Source organism: Leucobacter insecticola (genome assembly GCF_011382965.1).
Taxonomy (GTDB): Bacteria; Actinomycetota; Actinomycetes; order Actinomycetales; family Microbacteriaceae; genus Leucobacter; species Leucobacter insecticola.
In genome coordinates this window covers 315,156-330,239 of sequence record NZ_CP049934.1, presented here as the reverse complement: position 1 = coordinate 330,239, position 15,084 = coordinate 315,156, and the positions used below count along the sequence as shown (strand labels likewise).

Below are 15,084 nucleotides of genomic sequence, written 5' to 3'. Positions count from 1 at the left end.
TGTCATGCTACACACGAAACGGGGCAAAGCCAGCGGGGTGTGGGATCCCACCCGGGCGACGGCTTGTGGGGAATCCGCCCCAAAGTGCACCGCATTCCTCTTTGCCCGCTACCCTTGGAGCTATGCCAGATATTTTCGGGGTTATCGCTGACGCGACCAGGCGTGACATCTTGCAGTTGCTCCTTGAGCGGCACCTGCGCGATGAAGAGATCAGCGTGTCCGAGATTGTCGGGAATCTGGAGATCAGCCAGCCGACCGTGTCGAAGCATCTGAAGGTGTTGCGTGAAGCCGAATTGGTGACCGTGCGCGAGGACGGGCAACACCGCTTCTACTCGCTCGATCCTGAGCCGCTTGAGATGATCGAGGATTTTGTGATTCCGTTCCTCTCCGCGGGCTTCGACACCGAAGTGACGGTCGAGTACCTCTCGGAAGATGGTGAGCGGGTGGCCGGGCCCGATTCTGCAGACCCGTTTGGCGATGAGGGTGAAGTTCTCTCTGAAGAAGCCGCGGCCGCTGCGGAGAAGATTGGTCGCGCCGCTGCGCTCGCCGAACACCGGGTGAAAGAACTCGTCGCGCGCTTCAAGCTGCGCGGCTGAGCGAACTTGCTGCGATGTCGGTTCGCGCTCGGGGCCTCACTTCGGTAAGATATGTATCTTGTGGGCCACGCTCCGGCGGCCCTGGAGACGTTGTGAGGTAACCGTGGGTTCAGTCATTAAGAAGCGCCGTAAGCGTATGTCAAAGAAGAAGCACCGTAAGCTGCTTCGGAAGACGCGCCACCAGCGCCGCAACAAGAAGTAGTCACCCGCCCCGTGTGGAGTGATGACTGCCGCTCGTCCGGTCCGTAGTGAATCGGCCGAGCGGCAGTTTTTGTGCGCTCTGCAATAGGCTGGGGAGCATGGCGACCGTGCAACTCACTCTGATGACAAAGCCTGGGTGTCACCTCTGCGATGATGCGCGCGAGGTGGTTGAGAGTGTGCAGCGTGCGCTCAGCGATGTCGCGATTGAGGTGCGGGAGCTCAACATCCTTGAGGATCCTGCGCTTGCGCGGCTGTATTCCGAGGAGATCCCGGTGGTGCAGATCAACGGCCGCCGCCACGCGATCTGGCGCGTTGACCCGATGAAGCTTGAGGCCGCGATCCTTCGCGCTTCGAAGAACAAATAGTTGAGGAGACGAGCGTGACCGTTCGCCACATTGTGACCTGGAAACTCAGCGGCGAGAGCGTCGCCGATCGTGATGCGCAAGCAGCCGAAATCGCGGCGGTGCTTGAACCGCTGGTGGGGCGCGTACCCGGCCTGCAGTCGCTGAAATTGCACCGCAACACCCTCAACCACGAGGACAACTGGGATCTGACGCTCGTGAGCCTCCACGACGACGCCGGGGCGCTTGCGGCGTATGCGGTGCATCCCGAACACCTTGCCGCCGTTGATGTGGTGAAGCAGCGGACCGTGTCGCGCGCCTGCGTCGATCTGACGGAGTAGTTCGCGGTAGTGCGCCCATGCGTCCCTCTTGCCGAGACCGCAAATCGAGTTGCCTTTGTCGCACGGTTTGGTCATTCTGGAAGCATGACAGAGCACGCGCGTAGTCACTCCCCTCACGATGATTCGTCGGCCTCGAACACAGACCCGGCCGAGTTTTGGGAGCAGCGTTACGCGGGCGAAGAGCGCGTGTGGTCGGGGCGTGTGAATCGCACCCTTTCCGATATCGTCTCCGGCTGGCGGCCCGGGCGGGCGCTTGATCTCGGCTGCGGCGAAGGCGGCGACGTGTTGTGGCTCGCTGAAAACGGCTGGCGGGCGCAGGGAATTGATTTGTCACCGACCGCCGTGGCGCGGGCGCGCGCCGAGGCCGAAGCGCGTGGGCTCGGGGTGGATCGAGCGGCATTCGCCGCGCATGATCTCGCGGCGTGGGCGGGCGAGGATCCTGCACCCGACGACCGCTACGACCTCATTGCCGCGAGCTTTCTGCAATCACCCGTTGAGCTGCCCCGTGAGCGAGTCCTGCGCGCCGCGGCCGATCGTGTCGCGGCGGGTGGGCACCTGGTAGTGGTCTCGCATGCTGAGGGGCCGCCGTGGGCCGCGGGGCTCCGCGCCCAGCACCAACACAGCCACGCCGACTTTCCGAGCCCCGACAGCGAACTCGCAGCGCTCGCCCTTGACCCGAAGCGCTGGCAGGTTGAGGTCGCGGAGGTGCGGGAGCGCGAGGCGACAGGCCCGGACGGCACTGTCGCGATGCTGCGCGATACCGTGGTGGTGGCGCGGCGGCTCGCGGAGTAGGCGTGGCGCGCGTCAGTTGATCGTGGTAGTGCGTCACTGGGGCATGCTTGTGAGGACCTCGTGAAGAAGGTGCGCGCACTGCTCAACCAAACGGCGGTACTCCGGTGAGCTCGGATCGAGCGTGCGGGCCTGGGTTACATCAAAACTGGGGTGGATGTCGAGCGCTTGGGAGACCTCCGCTAGCGCCGTGCTTCGCATCTGCGGCGAATCAACCCAGACCAGCGGCACGACATGTCGTTGGGAGACGCTGGTCGCTCCTTCCGAAAAACTGAGCAGATCTTGCTGGTGAGGGACACTCTTGAAGAAGCGGGGGTGATTGCGGGCATAAACACCGTGGGCACGGTCTGGATTCCGTGGCCGACGGCTCTGCCCTCGGAACGGGTGGATGAGACGTGAACCTTGCCGCCGAAGAGAAGGCCGTAGCTCGCGGCAACATCTTGCACAAAGGCCTCGATCTTTCCGTGCAGTGCGGTATTGTCCTCAGGTAGGAAAGCTGGCATCAGGACTGCTTCGGTGTCCGTGAGCTCATCCCAGATGAGACCTGACATGACGCTGCTTGGTGGGTCGGGCTGGGGTGCCTCGGTGAAGAATGCAACATTACCGAGCGCGGAATAGGGGAGTGCCCAGATGTTGTCATCGAGACGCACCACCTCTTCGCCTCGGTAAAAGACAAACCCACGATGCATCTTGCGCTGCTTGGCGTATGCGCGGATGCCCTTGAGGTCTGCAGGGTAGATCTGTGTGGCAGCCTTCACCTCGATGGCGATCTCGCGATCGCGCTCATCGATGATGACCAGATCGACCTCGGGATTCGAGCTGCTCGCCTGACGCCAGTAGTACGCCTCGATCTGACGGTTGGCCCATTGAGCATTCGCCAGAACTTCGCACACAACATGGCTCTCGAGGAGTTGTCCGAAGTATTCACGCTGCGTCAGAATGTGCACGCCAGCTCGCTCAAGCGCGTCGACCGCGAAAGACGTATCAACCGGATGTATCTTTGCGCGTGCGAAGCTCTGCTTTTGTGGTGGCAGAGCAAGATTGGGAAGCCACTGCAATAGGAAGAGCCTGCCGAAGGTGTGCAGATGTCGTTCGATGGTTCGTTTGTCGATCTCGATCTCTCGCCCGATCCCGGCAGCGTTGAGAATTCCGCCTGGGCCCCTGAGTAGGCGGTTCAGCGTCGCGCGCGCTTTGCTGGGGTTGAGATCATACTCGGGGAGAACGGTGTCTGAGAGTACCGCTGCGATGTCTGACGCAATCTGGACTCGCAGCGCGTCGATCGTGTTGGCGTGATCTGCGACAACGTATTTGGGGAAGCCGCCCCTGCGCAGCAGTGTCAGCAACTCTTCGTCTTGCAGTTCACCCTGGCGTCGAAGCTGCGGCGTGCCGTCAAAGAGCGAGTCGACGAGGGAACCGGGCTGTTCCCGACGTTCCCAGAGAGTGAGGGGATGCAGGGTTCTTCGGACTGCGCGGCGGGCGAGCGGGTCGGCACCACCGAGGCCGGTGCGTCCGATGGAAGCGGAGCCTGTAAGCACGATGTTGCCGGAGACACCGTGTTCATCCGTATATTCTTTGACCTCAAGCGGGAGTTCCGCGATCATCTGGGCTTCATCAATGATGAGCGGTAGGGGAAGACGTCTCAGCCAGCCGCGGAGATCAGCTGTGGCGAGAGCCCGCGTCGGTTGGTCCGCAAGGGTGACGTAGTGAAAGCCGTGAGTACGTGCGAGTTGCTGCTTGACCAGAGTTGTCTTGCCGACAGCACGAGCACCTTCAAGGATGAGTACTTGGCTGCCTGCGTGGGAGAGGAGCCAATCGCCGAGCGGGCGGTGCACGGGGTTGTATGTCTCGACCATGACATCACACTATATGAAATGCACTAATATTAGTACACTTGCTGTACAAATATTAGTGCATTTCATTGCGAACTAGCCGCGGCGAAGACTAGGGTGCAGCCACCATCTGTGCGGCTGCTGGCTGATAGGCCCGGTAGCCGCGCTGGATCTCGATCTGGTCCGCGAGATACTTCGCATCGTGCCAGACCCCCCAGATGAAGGTCGATCCGCGACGCGATTGCCACGGCAATCCCAGGAAGTAGACGCCCGGTTCCGGCGATACCCCGCGCTGATGCAAGGGACGCCCGTTCGTGTCGAGCGCCTCCACTTTGAGCCAGCTGTAATCAACGTGAAATCCCGTCGCCCACACGATCGAGGTGATGCCGGCGGCCCGTAGATCGAGTTCGTGGATCGGGTCGGTCACGCAGGCGGGATAGGCGCCCAGCACGTGCGCCTCGGGCTCCTCGGGAGATCGAGACCCTCGCGGGCGATGTAGGCGTCCGCCTCGGTGAGGAGCGACAGGTAGTTCTCATCGCCCAGGCGGATATTCTCCGCGAGGTCGCTCCCAAACGCCATGACGCCATCGGCGAAGCCGTTCGCCCGACCCACGAGCGTGATCCCGCTCGCCGCGAGATCTCGGAAATCGACGGTGTGGCCGCCATTTGCGCCGCTGACGGCGATGGTGACGTGTTCGGCGCCTTCGGGCGGGGCCGCAGCGTCCCACTTGCCGAGCACCCCGAGCCACCATACGAAGCTGCGGCCGCGGTAACGCTGCGGTGGGCGATCGTGTGGCCCGACAGCGAGCGTGACCTCGCGGCCCGCTTGTCGCAGCTCAGCGGCGATCTGCACCCCTGACGATCCAGCGCCGACAACCAGCACGCCGCCCTCCGGGAGTTGCTGCGGGTTGCGATAGTCGCGTGAATGAATCTGAGTCAGTGCAGGGTCAGCCGGCACAATCGGGGGGATCGCCGGGAGCTGAAACGCTCCGGTTGCGGCCACGACGTAGCGGGCGTGGATCGGGCCGGCGGACGTTTCGACGCGGTAGCCGGGTTCCCCGATGCGCTTGCGCACTTCGGTCACCTCCACGCCACAGCGGATCGGTGCGTTGATCTGCGCCGCATAGCGCTCAAAGTACTCGGCGACCTGATCCTTTGGTGCGAAGGCGTCAGGGGCGCACTCGAATTCCAGGCCGGGGAAGCGGTCGTGCCAGGCTGGCCCGTTCGCGACCAGTGAATCCCAGCGTTCGGAGCGCCACCGCTCGGCGATCCGATGACGCTCAAGGACGATGTGGGGAATTCCGCGAGCGCTGAGGTGTTCGCTCATCGCGACCCCCGCCTGCCCGCCGCCAACGACGAGGACTTCGGTGGCCTCGGTTTCGTGACTCGACATATGTAGTTTCTCCGCTCGAATCTGTGATGGATGGGATCGATGATTGATCCCCAGCCAACAACAGCGGAGCCGTGCTTGGCCAATATGCGTTCGAGACGCAATCAATCAGAAAAATAGATACAAGAGAGATTAGTGATCTGATTTAGAGGTCGGTGGGTATGCCCGAGGGCAGCCGACTCAGGCGCGAGTCCCCGCAGCCTACGCGTCGTGCGATTCCGCAAGAAGATCCTGAACCGCCTCGGTGACCGCCCGCGCACGGGTGGAGCGATACACCTGCGAGAGCGAAGACACTTCGACCTTGAGAGTTGGCACCGCATCCGTGATTTCGATCGTTACTGTGCGGGAACCCGCATACGTTTCGTTGATTCGGGGGCGCTGGTTCAGGATCGAGTATCCCAGCCCCGTTGCCACCATCGAACGCACCGTCTCGTAGCTTGAACTTCGATATCGCGGGCTCGCTTCGATACCCGCGTGGCGCAGGATCCCGAGGAAGTAGTCGCTGCTGCTCGGGAGGTCGAGCAGCACAAACGGGTCGCTCGCGAGCTCGTGCAGCTCCACACGATCTCGTTTGGCGAGGCGGTGCTCGGCGTGCACGATCACGTGCGGGCGGAACTCACCAACGACCGTGTTGTCGATTCCGGTGTCGGCGGTGAGATCGTAGGTGAGTGCGAGTTCCGCCCTGCCGCCGCGCAACGCGGCCAGGCATTCATCGTGGTCGCCCTCAATGACGGAGACATCAAGCCCTGGATGTTGCGCGCGGAGGCCGCCAAGGAGTCGGGGGAGTAGGAACGGCGCGAGCGTGCTGAAGCACGCGATGGTGATCTGGCCGTGCAGCTCACTCTGGTCGGTACGGATCGAGTCGATAGTGCGGTTGAGTGCGCCAAAGAGCTGCTGTGCGTCCCTCAAGAGCGTCGCACCTGCGGGGGTCAGGATCAGCCCCTTGGAATGCTGGCGGATAAACAGCGTGGCGCCGAGTGACCGTTCGAGCTGCGTGATGGCCGTTGAAATGGCCGATTGTGCGACGTGCAACTCCTGGCTTGCCGCGGTCATGTTGAGGGTCTTTGCGCACTCGGTGAAGTAGGTGAGTTGAGCGAGAGTGAGGGGGAAACGCTGAACCAAGGTGTACCTCCAGGGTCGACGGCGGTGTCGTGAACGGGGGCTCAACGCCTCCGTGTTCATCTACTTTAGCGATGATCTGTGTAACTTTTACATATTTTGCATATGACCGTTTTGTCTCGACAATGGACGGTACGGGCGGCTCGTGCCGACATCACTCAACGAGGAGACACTTGTGACTGGACCGACGCACCTGCGACTGAGGACCTTCAACACCAAGGAGACGTACCCGGAGCAGAACCTCGACAACGATCTCTGCCAGGCCGTCGTTGCCAACGGGGTCGTGTACCTCCGCGGCCAGATTGGGCAGGACCTCGATACTCGTGAGTCCGTTGGCATTGGCGATGTGGTGGCCCAGACCGAGCGGGCGATGCAGAACATTCAGATGCTGCTGGAAGAAGCGGGAAGCCGCCTCGAAGATATCGTCAAGGTCACCGTGTACATCATTGATCCCCGCTACCGCGAGGACGTGTATCGCACAATGGGCAAGTATCTTCGCGGGGTCTTCCCGGTCTCAACCGGGATCGTCGTGCAGGCGTTGGCCCGCCCTGAATGGTTAGTGGAGATTGATGCCACGGCCGTCATCAGCGTGGGTGAGGCGTCATGACGCTGTCACTGGTGTTGCGAGATCCCCAGACCGGAGAGTTTGGATCCGCGATCGCATCGTCGTCTCCCGCCGTCGCTGCCCGCTGCCTGAACCTCGCCGACGGGGTGGGCGGCGCCAACTCGCAGAATGTGACCGACCCCAGGATCGGCCCGCAGCTCCTGGAACGGTTGCGCGAAGGGAACACGGCGCAGCAGGCGATCGATGTGGTCGTTGCCGCCGCAGATCCTGAGACAATCGGCTACCGGCAGCTGTTAGTTCTCGATCGTGCGGGGCGCGCCGCGGCCCACGCGGGCGAGCACGCGCTCGGTGTGTACGGTGCGGTGACGCGACAGGACGCTGTTGCCGGTGGCAACATGCTCGCGAATCTGGCAGTGCTCGACGCCCTGGTGGATACGGCTTTGTCCGCGAGCGGCTGCATCGAAGAGCGACTCCTTGCGGCGCTGCGCGCCGCCGTCGATGCCGGCGGTGAAGAGGGGCCGGTGCACTCCGCCGGGATGGCGGTCGTCGCACACGCTGGCTGGAGGATCACCGACCTGCGGGTGGACTGGACCGACGCGGATCCCGTTGCGGCTCTCGAAGACTTGCTGGGGCTGTGGCTGCCGCAGCGCGACGCGTACGTCGACCGTGGGCTGAACCCCAGCGCTGCACCTTCGTACGGGGTACCGGGCGATGAGTGACCCGTTGAAGCTGAGCGCGCAGAAGCGGGTCGCAGAGATCGCGCCCGAACTGATCGTGCTGTCGAATCAGCTCCACGCCGATCCGGAGATCGGGTGGCAAGAGTTTCGGTCCTCAGCCGCCGTTGCCGCCGTACTCGCGGCGAACGGTTTTGCGGTGGAGCAGCCGTATCTCGGAGTCGAGACCGCGTTTCGGGCGGTGCGTATGCCCACCGGGCCAGTGAGTTTTACGGCCGGTTTTCTGGCCGAGTATGACGCGCTCCCGGGCCTCGGGCACGCCTGCGGTCACAACTTGATCTCCGCGATGTCGGTGGGTGCTGCGCTCGCGGTCGCGGCTGTGGCGGATGACTGCGGAATCGCCGTTGAGGTGATTGGTACACCGGCAGAAGAGGGAGGCGGCGGAAAGATCGTTCTCCTTGACCGCGGCGCATTTCGAAACTTGGATCTTGTCCTCATGGCACACCCGGCCCCGGTCGATGTTGCCGAGGCGCGCCCGTTTGCGGTGACGCACTGGCACGTGCAGTACGACGGCAGGGCGGCGCACGCGGCCGCCTATCCCGAGCGTGGGGTCAACGCGAACGATGCGTTTCTCGTTGCGCAGCTTGCGATTGCGCTGCTGCGGCAACAACTCCCCGCGGGTGTTCGTGTGCACGGCGTGCAGACGCGGGGTGGAGAGGCTCCGAACGCGATCCCAGAGCGCACTGAGGGCCGCTGGTATGTGCGAGCTGAGACCACCGAGCAACTGCTTGAACTCGAAGCGCGGGTGCTGAAGTGTTTCGAAGCCGGGGCTCTCGCGACGGGGGCAGCGTTGACCGTGACGCCGGAGAGCGAGCGGTACGCGGAGATGCGCGCCGACGAGGCGGCGTTGGAGCATTACCGCCGCAATGCGACGCAGCTCGGCCGCAACTTTGACGTTGACCCGATCGCGGCGACGATGAACCGCGCCTCGACGGACATGGGGAATGTGTCGCAGCTCGTGAATGCGATCCATCCCTACATCGGCGTCGGTGGTGAGGCCAGCAATCATCAACCCGCGTTTGCGGCAGCGTGCGTGGGCGAGACCGCCGAGCGAACGCTGTGCGATGGAGCGATCGCGCTCGCCTGGACCGCGATCGACGTAGCTCGGGATCGTTTCGGAGTGACAAACGAAAGAGGAAGACATGACTTACACTCACACTGAGTGGCGGGCGGCCGCGGCCGGACTGCAGTTCGATGGCCGCCCGGTCATTGGGGGTGCGAGAGTTGCGGCTCGATCAGGCAACACCATCGAGAAGGTGAACCCCGCGACCGGTAAGGTCATCTCGTACATACACGACTGCGATGAAGCAGACGTAGACGCCGCCGTAACCGCTGCACGGGCAACGTACGCGTCGGGCGAGTGGTCCCGTGCAGGAGTCGCATTTCGGCGCGAACGACTGTTAGAACTCGCGCGTCTCATCGAAGTCCACTCTGACCAATTCGCGCTCTATGACACTCTCGATATGGGTAAGCCCGTTCGCGAGTCTTCAACCATCGACGCCTCAGGATCCGCAGCGCTATACCGCTTCTATGGAGAGGCGATCGAAAAACAGGAGGACTTGATCCCAGTCACGCCCCAGGGTCAACCGCCCTCGTTACCAGGGAACCATTCGGTGTGATCGGTGTGATTGTCGCTTGGAACTACCCTCTCGAGATTGCAACATGGAAGCTTGCTCCCGCGCTCGCCGCAGGGAACACCGTGGTAGTGAAGCCCCCGGTGGAGGCTTCTCACTCGACGTTATTGCTTGCTGAGCTCGCGATTGAGGCGGGTATTCCGGCGGGGACACTGAACGTTGTGACGGGACGTGGATCGGTAGTGGGCAAGGCACTTGCCTTGCACGAGGATGTCGACATGCTCGCGTTCACCGGTTCGACCGAGGTTGCCAAGCAGCTGCAGCAGTATGCGGGGCAGTCAAACATGAAGCGGCTCGCGCTTGAAGCGGGCGGCAAGAGTTCGAACCTGATCTTTGCGGACTGTGACGATCTGAAGCTTGCGGCGGAGAAGGCTGCCTTCGGTAGCTTCTACAACCAGGGTGAGGTGTGCTCGGCTAACTCGCGCATCTTTGTTGAGCGTCCCGTGTACGAAGAGTTCTTGGAGCTGTACGCGGCAGCGGCGCAGGCGTATGCGCCGGGCGACCCGCTCGATCCGGCAGCCGGTATCGGATCGCTCGTCTCTGAGGCCCACGCAGACACCGTGTGGGCAACGATCGAGAACGCGCGCCGTGATGGCCGCATTGTTGCGGGCGGTACTCGCCCAGACATCGGCGGATCCCGAGCCTTCATCGAACCGACCATCGTGGCGGACGTACCCGCCGACCACGAGGTGCACACCCGCGAGATTTTTGGTCCCGTCGCCGTGGTCACCCCCTTCGACACTGAGGAGGAGGCAATCGAGCGGGCGAATGAGACCCCCTTCGGTCTTGCAGCCTCGCTGTGGACGGGAAGCCTCGCGCGCGCCCACCGCGTGTCTGAACGCCTCGTCGCGGGAACCGTCTCGGTGAACACGGTTGATGCGCTGGGCTTTACCACCCCGTTTGGTGGCTTCAAGCAATCCGGGTTCGGCAGGGATCTGTCGGTGCACGCCCTCGAGAACTACACCGACTACAAGACAACCTGGATGCAGTGGGGCTAGATCCCGCGCGGTCTTTGTGTTGGAACCATCTCCGAGGCCAGTCCGCCGTAAGAATTGCGATCTGATTTATCGAACGACAACAAGCAAAACGCCTATTTCCGTTATGGAAAACTGAAGGACAAACTAATGCAATGTGGGCTCAACGGGCCCCGCTTGCAACGTCTCAGAGAGGAGCCGAACATGAACGGCTTGAATCAAAAAGCAGCTTTCGTCACTGGCGGGGATCCGGTATCGGCCGACAGGTGTCGCTGCGCCTTGCGCGTGAGGGCAGCAAAGTTGGAGTGGTCGACCTGCGCGAGGAGGCGGCTCAGGCCGTTGTGGATGAAATTCATGCGGCTGGCGGAGAAGCCGTTGCGATCCTGGCTGATGTGACGTCCGCCTCACAGGTTGAGGCTGGAGTCGAGAAGCTCGTGGCCACTTTCGGGCGGTGCACCATCTGGTCAACTGCGCGGGCGTTGCACTGGGCGAGGGCGGCGTCGTCGAGTGCAGTGAATCGGCCTGGGATAAGACCATGGCGATCAATGTGAAGAGCATCTTCCTCACCGGCAAGTACACCATTCCCAAAATGATCGAGGCCGGCGGCGGAGCCGTTGTCAACATCGCTTCTGTCTTCGGCATGGTTGCGAACCCGGATGAGTGTGGCTACGCCGCTTCGAAGGGCGCGGTAATCAACCTCACCCGTCAGATGTCGATCCAGCACGCAAAAGACAGCGTACGGGTCAACGCGGTCCTCCCCTCTGACTGCGACACCCCACTTATCGCTGGGCTGCTCGGCGTGGAAGGCGAAGAGCTGGAGACCGCAAAGCGTGATCTGGCTGAGCCGATCCCAATGGGTCGCCTCGCAAAGCCCGAGGAGATCGCCGCCGGAATAGCGTTCCTTCTTTCAGAAGACGCAGGTTTTATTACGGGAGTTTCGCTGCCTATTGACGGCGGATTCCTGACCCGATAGTTCCCATTTCATTCGACGCATCGAAAGTTTCAAAAATGACTGCAACGACGCAATCGCAAGTTCCGATAATTGAGGACAAAACTATTCAACCGATCCCACTCAACGAACGCCATGGAAAAGCGCGGGATCTGTTTACCATCTGGTTCGGGTCAAACATCATGGTGCTCACCATGGTTACAGGTGCCCTGGCTACTACGGTGTTTGGGCTTGACTTCTGGAGTGCTGTTCTGGGGGTGGCAATAGGCAACCTCGCCGGCGCCGTGTTCATGGCACTGCACTCTGCCCAGGGACCAAAGCTAGGCGTGCCACAAATGGTGCAGACCCGCGGTCAATTTGGATCCTACGGGGCGTTGCTAGTCGTCATTGTGACCGTGCTCATGTACGTGGGTTCTTCGCGGCAAACATTGTTCTGGGTGGTCAGGCGCTCGCCACGATCATTCCAGGCCTTCCCGTCAATGCGGGGATCGTCATTATTGGCCTTGTCAGCGTCGTTGCGACCATCTACGGATACCGCCTCATTCACGCTTACACCAGAATTCTCAGTATCGTGTCGGGGATCGCGCTTGTCGCCGGGTTCATCCTGGTGATTACCTGGTCGAGTGGCGACGGTGGTGCCTCGGTGGCAACCGGAACCTTCAACTGGGGTGGATTCATGGCCACGGTATCGGTTGGCGCGCTTTGGCAGATCGCCTATGCGCCTTATGTCTCCGATTACTCGCGCTACATGCCAGCGGATACCGGCCCGAAACGTGCGTTCTGGGCCTCCTACTGGGGATGCGTGTTGGGTGCGAGCTTCCCCATGATCTTTGGAGCGCTTGTCGGCTCCAAGCTTGTTGAAGCGGGTATGAACTCAGACAACGTGGTCGAGGGATGGGTGTGCTGCTGCAACCCATGACCGTCGTCATCATTGGCATCTTCTCGCTGGGAGTCGCTGCAACCAACTCGATGAATCTCTACTGCGGTGTGCTGTCAACTCTGACAGTGGTGCAGACCTTTAAGCCCAGCTGGACTCCCCGGGCAAAGGCGAGGGCATTCACTGCCGTTATCCTGTTCCTCGTGGCACTCGGGCTCGCGATCATTGGCGCAGAGAACTTCCTGGTTTACTACTCGAACTTCTTGGCATTGCTGCTGTATGTTCTTGTGCCCTGGACAGCAATTAACCTCGTTGACTACTACCTGCTGAAGCATGGCGACTATCGTGTCGAGGACTTCTTCCGGCAAGACGGTGGAATCTACGGTCGATTCAACTGGGCGGCGATTAGCTGTTACCTGCTTGGCGCGGCAATCCAGATTCCTTTCATGGTCACTGAGCTGTATACCGGTCCAATTGGTGAAATGGTCGGGGGAGTAGATCTCTCGTGGATTGTCGGCCTCGCAGTGATTTGTCCCGTTTACTTCTTCGCGGGCCGGGCGCAGCAGCGTCGGAAGGCGCTGACCTCAGTTCACGGGTAATGCGGGATGATCAGCGGTGTCGAGGCTTCCAAAGCAGCGTTTCTTTCCGCTCTGCAACGAGCTCGCGAGGATGAATGCAACAGCTTCGCTTCAGTTTCAGTAGAGGAAGTGCGGTGCCCAGAGAGTTCCGGCATTTTTGCCGGAACTCCTTTCGCAGCGAAGGACAATCTCGACACCGCTGAGCTGCCAACAACGGCGAACACTCCAGGGTTGATGGGAACCCGTCGAGGCGCAGACAACCCCGTGGTCGCAAAACTCAAAGCGAGCGGCGCGATGCTAATTGGGAAGACAAATACGCATGAGTTGGCGCTCGGGATTACGACTGATTCTGCACTCTTCCCAGCAACCAGAAACCCCTGGAGTCCTGTGCGGTCCGCGGGAGGGTCTTCAGGGGATCCGCCGCGGCAGTCGCTGCTGGCATTGTGCCATTTGCTTTGGGGACTGACACCGGAGGTTCTATATCAATCCCAGCGGCATGGTGCGGCGTCTTTGGGTTCAGGCCCTCCACCGGAGCTTGGCCGAGCGGAGGGTTGGTGCCGCTGTCCCACACTCGTGACACGGTTGGAGTTATTGGCAACTCTCTCGAAACCGTCCAAGCTGTGCACGCTATTGTGCGGATGTCTACCGGGGCCATGAGTGAACCCCTGTCGGGCGAGAAGATCCGAATCGGAATACCGAGAGCGGACTCCCCACACATCGATGCACTCGACCCCAAGGTAGCGGAGGTGTGGCAGCAGTGCCTTGCAGTGCTTGAGAATTGCACTGTCATCGAGTTGGTGAATGTGCGAATCGACGAGCTGCATCGGCTAGAGAGCACATGCGGCGCAGTCATCGAAATGCATGAGATATACCACGATTTAGGATCCTATCTTCAACAGCTCCCTGATCCAGTGCGGTATGAATGGCTACTCGAGCAGGTTGTTCGTGAGGAGGTTCGATACTTTCTCGAAGAGTCCTTGCGGTTCAGAGGAAGGGAGGGTGAATATCGGGGCGCATTGCGTTCGCGGCGAATTTTGCAGGAGTGTTATCGAGACTTATTCACGAGGCGTCGCCTCAGCGGGATTTTGTTCCCGACAACCCCAATGGTGGCGCCCTTGCTTGAGGCAGCGAAAGGTTCCGCGAACTCTGATCCTTTCGAAGTTTTCGCTCGAGGGACGAGGAACCTGAATCCAGGTTCAGTTGCTGGTCAACCGGTCGTGACAATCCCGATGGGCAGGACGACTACCGGGCTGCCAGTCGGAGTCTCACTTGAAGGGGCTTGGGGCGCCGACGAGAGCCTTATAAGGGTTGCCCGAATGATGTCAACTGAGCTCTCCCGTTGAACTCATGACTTGAGGTGTATGTATGGCCAATCCTTAGACTCTTAGCCACGGGCACATGGAGAGTGGAAGAGACCAGAAGTTCAAAGACAAAGGTAACGGCGGTATCGAGAACTCCGCCGGGTATCGAGCGGCGGAGCCTTCGTGCCTGCCTGCCTCTTGCCGGTCACGGGGAGCGATCTAGGATCGTGCCCAAATCCCTAGGGAGATGCTTCCCGCTAACTGGGGAAACCCTTGGTGTCTTGGCGAGTTCTTCCGTATTCAAGGCTGGTCCAGGGCGACCCGCGCGGCCGGTTCACCTGATGGAGCGCTCTCCTCGGGTCACATGCGTGAGCACGGTCGCGCGATCGTTGCGGAGATCTCGAATGGTTGCTGCGTTCATGGCCAGGCAGGCTTGCCGGTGACGCATGTTTGGAAGAGGGCCGATAATTCACGCGTCCAATGATTTGAGCACGCCCTTCGAACTTTTGGGTAACAGCGATCACTTGTCAATTGGTCGGGGAAGTCTCGCCGCGAACGCGAAACTTGGATCGATTCTGGCAAGACGCTGTCGGCATTCTGGGTCTGACCCAGCGGGCGAACTGGTTTTGAATAGCCCATTTGGGGCGTACTAATCAGCCCATTTGCGGGAATCTCGTCGATCGGCTCGGGGTCTCAAACTCGCTTCGTCCGCGTCTGAATCCGTTGCTGGTGGCGCGCGTGTTGCCGCTCCTTCGTGTGTTTGTCGGCGGCTCGAATACCTGCTGGCGGAAGCATATTGGGTCAATCTCGACAGACTAGACAGAAATGACGAGCGTGTGAGGTATGGCGACATGGCAGGTGCAAAGC

Annotated in this window: 18 protein-coding genes and 2 pseudogenes; 15 read left to right on the top strand and 5 right to left on the bottom strand. The window is 61.1% G+C overall.

The genetic code is table 11. The features are described from left to right. Positions 1-122 precede the first annotated feature (122 nt). From G7067_RS01480 to G7067_RS01460, 5 genes are all read left to right on the top strand, one after another. A complete protein-coding gene (locus G7067_RS01480) occupies positions 123-596 on the top strand; it encodes an ArsR/SmtB family transcription factor (protein WP_166321432.1) in 474 nt (157 codons plus the stop codon). 103 nt (positions 597-699) lie between these two features. Continuing rightward, a complete protein-coding gene (locus tag G7067_RS01475; RefSeq protein ID WP_005504750.1) occupies positions 700-798 on the top strand; it encodes a 30S ribosomal protein bS22 in 99 nt (32 codons plus the stop codon). Between the two features lie 97 nt (positions 799-895). Next, on the top strand, positions 896-1,162 hold the full coding sequence (locus G7067_RS01470) for a glutaredoxin family protein (protein WP_166321430.1): 267 nt from the start codon (positions 896-898) through the stop codon (positions 1,160-1,162). 14 nt (positions 1,163-1,176) lie between these two features. Continuing rightward, positions 1,177-1,479 carry a Dabb family protein gene (locus G7067_RS01465; protein WP_166321428.1) on the top strand — a complete coding sequence of 101 codons (303 nt, stop codon included), beginning with the start codon at positions 1,177-1,179 and terminating at the stop codon, positions 1,477-1,479. An 84-nt stretch (positions 1,480-1,563) separates the two neighbouring features. Further along, positions 1,564-2,271 carry a class I SAM-dependent methyltransferase gene (locus G7067_RS01460; protein ID WP_166321426.1) on the top strand — a complete coding sequence of 236 codons (708 nt, stop codon included), beginning with the start codon at positions 1,564-1,566 and terminating at the stop codon, positions 2,269-2,271. Between the two features lie 179 nt (positions 2,272-2,450). Here the strand turns inward: G7067_RS01460 and G7067_RS01455 are convergent, their stop codons facing one another. From G7067_RS01455 to G7067_RS01445, 4 genes are all read right to left on the bottom strand, one after another. Continuing rightward, on the bottom strand, positions 2,451-4,121 hold the full coding sequence (locus G7067_RS01455; RefSeq protein ID WP_166321424.1) for an ATP-binding protein: 1,671 nt from the start codon (positions 4,119-4,121) through the stop codon (positions 2,451-2,453). An 88-nt stretch (positions 4,122-4,209) separates the two neighbouring features. Next, positions 4,210-4,524, bottom strand: coding sequence for a hypothetical protein (locus tag G7067_RS15090; protein ID WP_244301179.1), 315 nt, complete (start codon positions 4,522-4,524; stop codon positions 4,210-4,212). Then, positions 4,521-5,489, bottom strand: coding sequence for a flavin-containing monooxygenase (locus tag G7067_RS01450; protein WP_244301178.1), 969 nt, complete (start codon positions 5,487-5,489; stop codon positions 4,521-4,523). The genes G7067_RS15090 and G7067_RS01450 overlap by 4 nt, the downstream gene beginning before the upstream one ends. Before the next feature lie 198 nt (positions 5,490-5,687). Then, the gene (locus G7067_RS01445; RefSeq protein ID WP_166321422.1) at positions 5,688-6,608 is read right to left on the bottom strand and encodes a LysR family transcriptional regulator; all 921 of its coding nucleotides are present in this window, start codon (positions 6,606-6,608) and stop codon (positions 5,688-5,690) included. Positions 6,609-6,780: 172 nt separating this feature from the next. Between G7067_RS01445 and G7067_RS01440 the strand changes: the two genes are divergently transcribed. The 5 genes from G7067_RS01440 to G7067_RS01425 are packed head-to-tail and all read left to right on the top strand — an operon-like array spanning position 6,781 to position 10,536. Continuing rightward, positions 6,781-7,212 carry a RidA family protein gene (locus G7067_RS01440; RefSeq protein ID WP_166321420.1) on the top strand — a complete coding sequence of 144 codons (432 nt, stop codon included), beginning with the start codon at positions 6,781-6,783 and terminating at the stop codon, positions 7,210-7,212. Continuing rightward, positions 7,209-7,889: a DUF1028 domain-containing protein gene (locus G7067_RS01435; protein WP_166321418.1), complete on the top strand. Its 681-nt coding sequence runs from the start codon at positions 7,209-7,211 to the stop codon at positions 7,887-7,889. Before G7067_RS01440 ends, G7067_RS01435 begins: the two co-directional genes overlap by 4 nt. Next, positions 7,882-9,066: an amidohydrolase gene (locus G7067_RS01430; protein ID WP_166321417.1), complete on the top strand. Its 1,185-nt coding sequence runs from the start codon at positions 7,882-7,884 to the stop codon at positions 9,064-9,066. Before G7067_RS01435 ends, G7067_RS01430 begins: the two co-directional genes overlap by 8 nt. After that, on the top strand, positions 9,047-9,523 hold the full coding sequence (locus G7067_RS14580) for an aldehyde dehydrogenase family protein (protein WP_280115739.1): 477 nt from the start codon (positions 9,047-9,049) through the stop codon (positions 9,521-9,523). The genes G7067_RS01430 and G7067_RS14580 overlap by 20 nt, the downstream gene beginning before the upstream one ends. Beyond that, on the top strand, positions 9,520-10,536 hold the full coding sequence (locus G7067_RS01425) for an aldehyde dehydrogenase family protein (RefSeq protein ID WP_280115738.1): 1,017 nt from the start codon (positions 9,520-9,522) through the stop codon (positions 10,534-10,536). Before G7067_RS14580 ends, G7067_RS01425 begins: the two co-directional genes overlap by 4 nt. 194 nt (positions 10,537-10,730) lie before the next feature. Here the strand turns inward: G7067_RS01425 and G7067_RS13950 are convergent, their stop codons facing one another. After that, on the bottom strand, positions 10,731-10,868 hold the full coding sequence (locus G7067_RS13950; RefSeq protein WP_244301177.1) for a hypothetical protein: 138 nt from the start codon (positions 10,866-10,868) through the stop codon (positions 10,731-10,733). Here G7067_RS13950 and G7067_RS01415 point away from each other — a divergent pair. The 5 genes and pseudogenes from G7067_RS01415 to G7067_RS15085 all read left to right on the top strand — a co-directional run bounded on the left by G7067_RS01415 (position 10,818) and on the right by G7067_RS15085 (position 14,259). After that, a pseudogene (locus G7067_RS01415) lies at positions 10,818-11,485 on the top strand (SDR family NAD(P)-dependent oxidoreductase). The gene G7067_RS13950 and the pseudogene G7067_RS01415 overlap by 51 nt on opposite strands. A 35-nt stretch (positions 11,486-11,520) precedes the next feature. Next, positions 11,521-12,072: a cytosine permease gene (locus G7067_RS14575; RefSeq protein WP_280115737.1), complete on the top strand. Its 552-nt coding sequence runs from the start codon at positions 11,521-11,523 to the stop codon at positions 12,070-12,072. Further along, positions 11,955-12,380, top strand: coding sequence for a cytosine permease (locus G7067_RS14570; protein ID WP_280115765.1), 426 nt, complete (start codon positions 11,955-11,957; stop codon positions 12,378-12,380). Before G7067_RS14575 ends, G7067_RS14570 begins: the two co-directional genes overlap by 118 nt. Continuing rightward, positions 12,362-12,937: a cytosine permease gene (locus G7067_RS14565; RefSeq protein WP_280115736.1), complete on the top strand. Its 576-nt coding sequence runs from the start codon at positions 12,362-12,364 to the stop codon at positions 12,935-12,937. The genes G7067_RS14570 and G7067_RS14565 overlap by 19 nt, the downstream gene beginning before the upstream one ends. A gap of 6 nt (positions 12,938-12,943) precedes the next feature. After that, positions 12,944-14,259 (top strand): annotated as a pseudogene (locus tag G7067_RS15085) (amidase family protein). The last annotated feature ends 825 nt before the right edge of the window (positions 14,260-15,084 follow it).

What these genes read in the sequence shown, in the direction of transcription:
- G7067_RS01480 (WP_166321432.1), top strand. Translation starts at nt 123, where the DNA reads ATGCCAGATATTTTCGGGGTTATCGCTGACGCGACCAGGCGTGACATC.
- G7067_RS01470 (WP_166321430.1), top strand. Translation starts at nt 896, where the DNA reads ATGGCGACCGTGCAACTCACTCTGATGACAAAGCCTGGGTGTCACCTC.
- G7067_RS01460 (WP_166321426.1), top strand. Translation starts at nt 1,564, where the DNA reads ATGACAGAGCACGCGCGTAGTCACTCCCCTCACGATGATTCGTCGGCC.
- G7067_RS01455 (WP_166321424.1), bottom strand. Translation starts at nt 4,121, where the DNA reads ATGGTCGAGACATACAACCCCGTGCACCGCCCGCTCGGCGATTGGCTC.
- G7067_RS01450 (WP_244301178.1), bottom strand. Translation starts at nt 5,489, where the DNA reads ATGTCGAGTCACGAAACCGAGGCCACCGAAGTCCTCGTCGTTGGCGGC.
- G7067_RS01435 (WP_166321418.1), top strand. Translation starts at nt 7,209, where the DNA reads ATGACGCTGTCACTGGTGTTGCGAGATCCCCAGACCGGAGAGTTTGGA.
- G7067_RS01430 (WP_166321417.1), top strand. Translation starts at nt 7,882, where the DNA reads ATGAGTGACCCGTTGAAGCTGAGCGCGCAGAAGCGGGTCGCAGAGATC.
- G7067_RS14580 (WP_280115739.1), top strand. Translation starts at nt 9,047, where the DNA reads ATGACTTACACTCACACTGAGTGGCGGGCGGCCGCGGCCGGACTGCAG.
- G7067_RS13950 (WP_244301177.1), bottom strand. Translation starts at nt 10,868, where the DNA reads ATGAATTTCATCCACAACGGCCTGAGCCGCCTCCTCGCGCAGGTCGAC.
- G7067_RS14575 (WP_280115737.1), top strand. Translation starts at nt 11,521, where the DNA reads ATGACTGCAACGACGCAATCGCAAGTTCCGATAATTGAGGACAAAACT.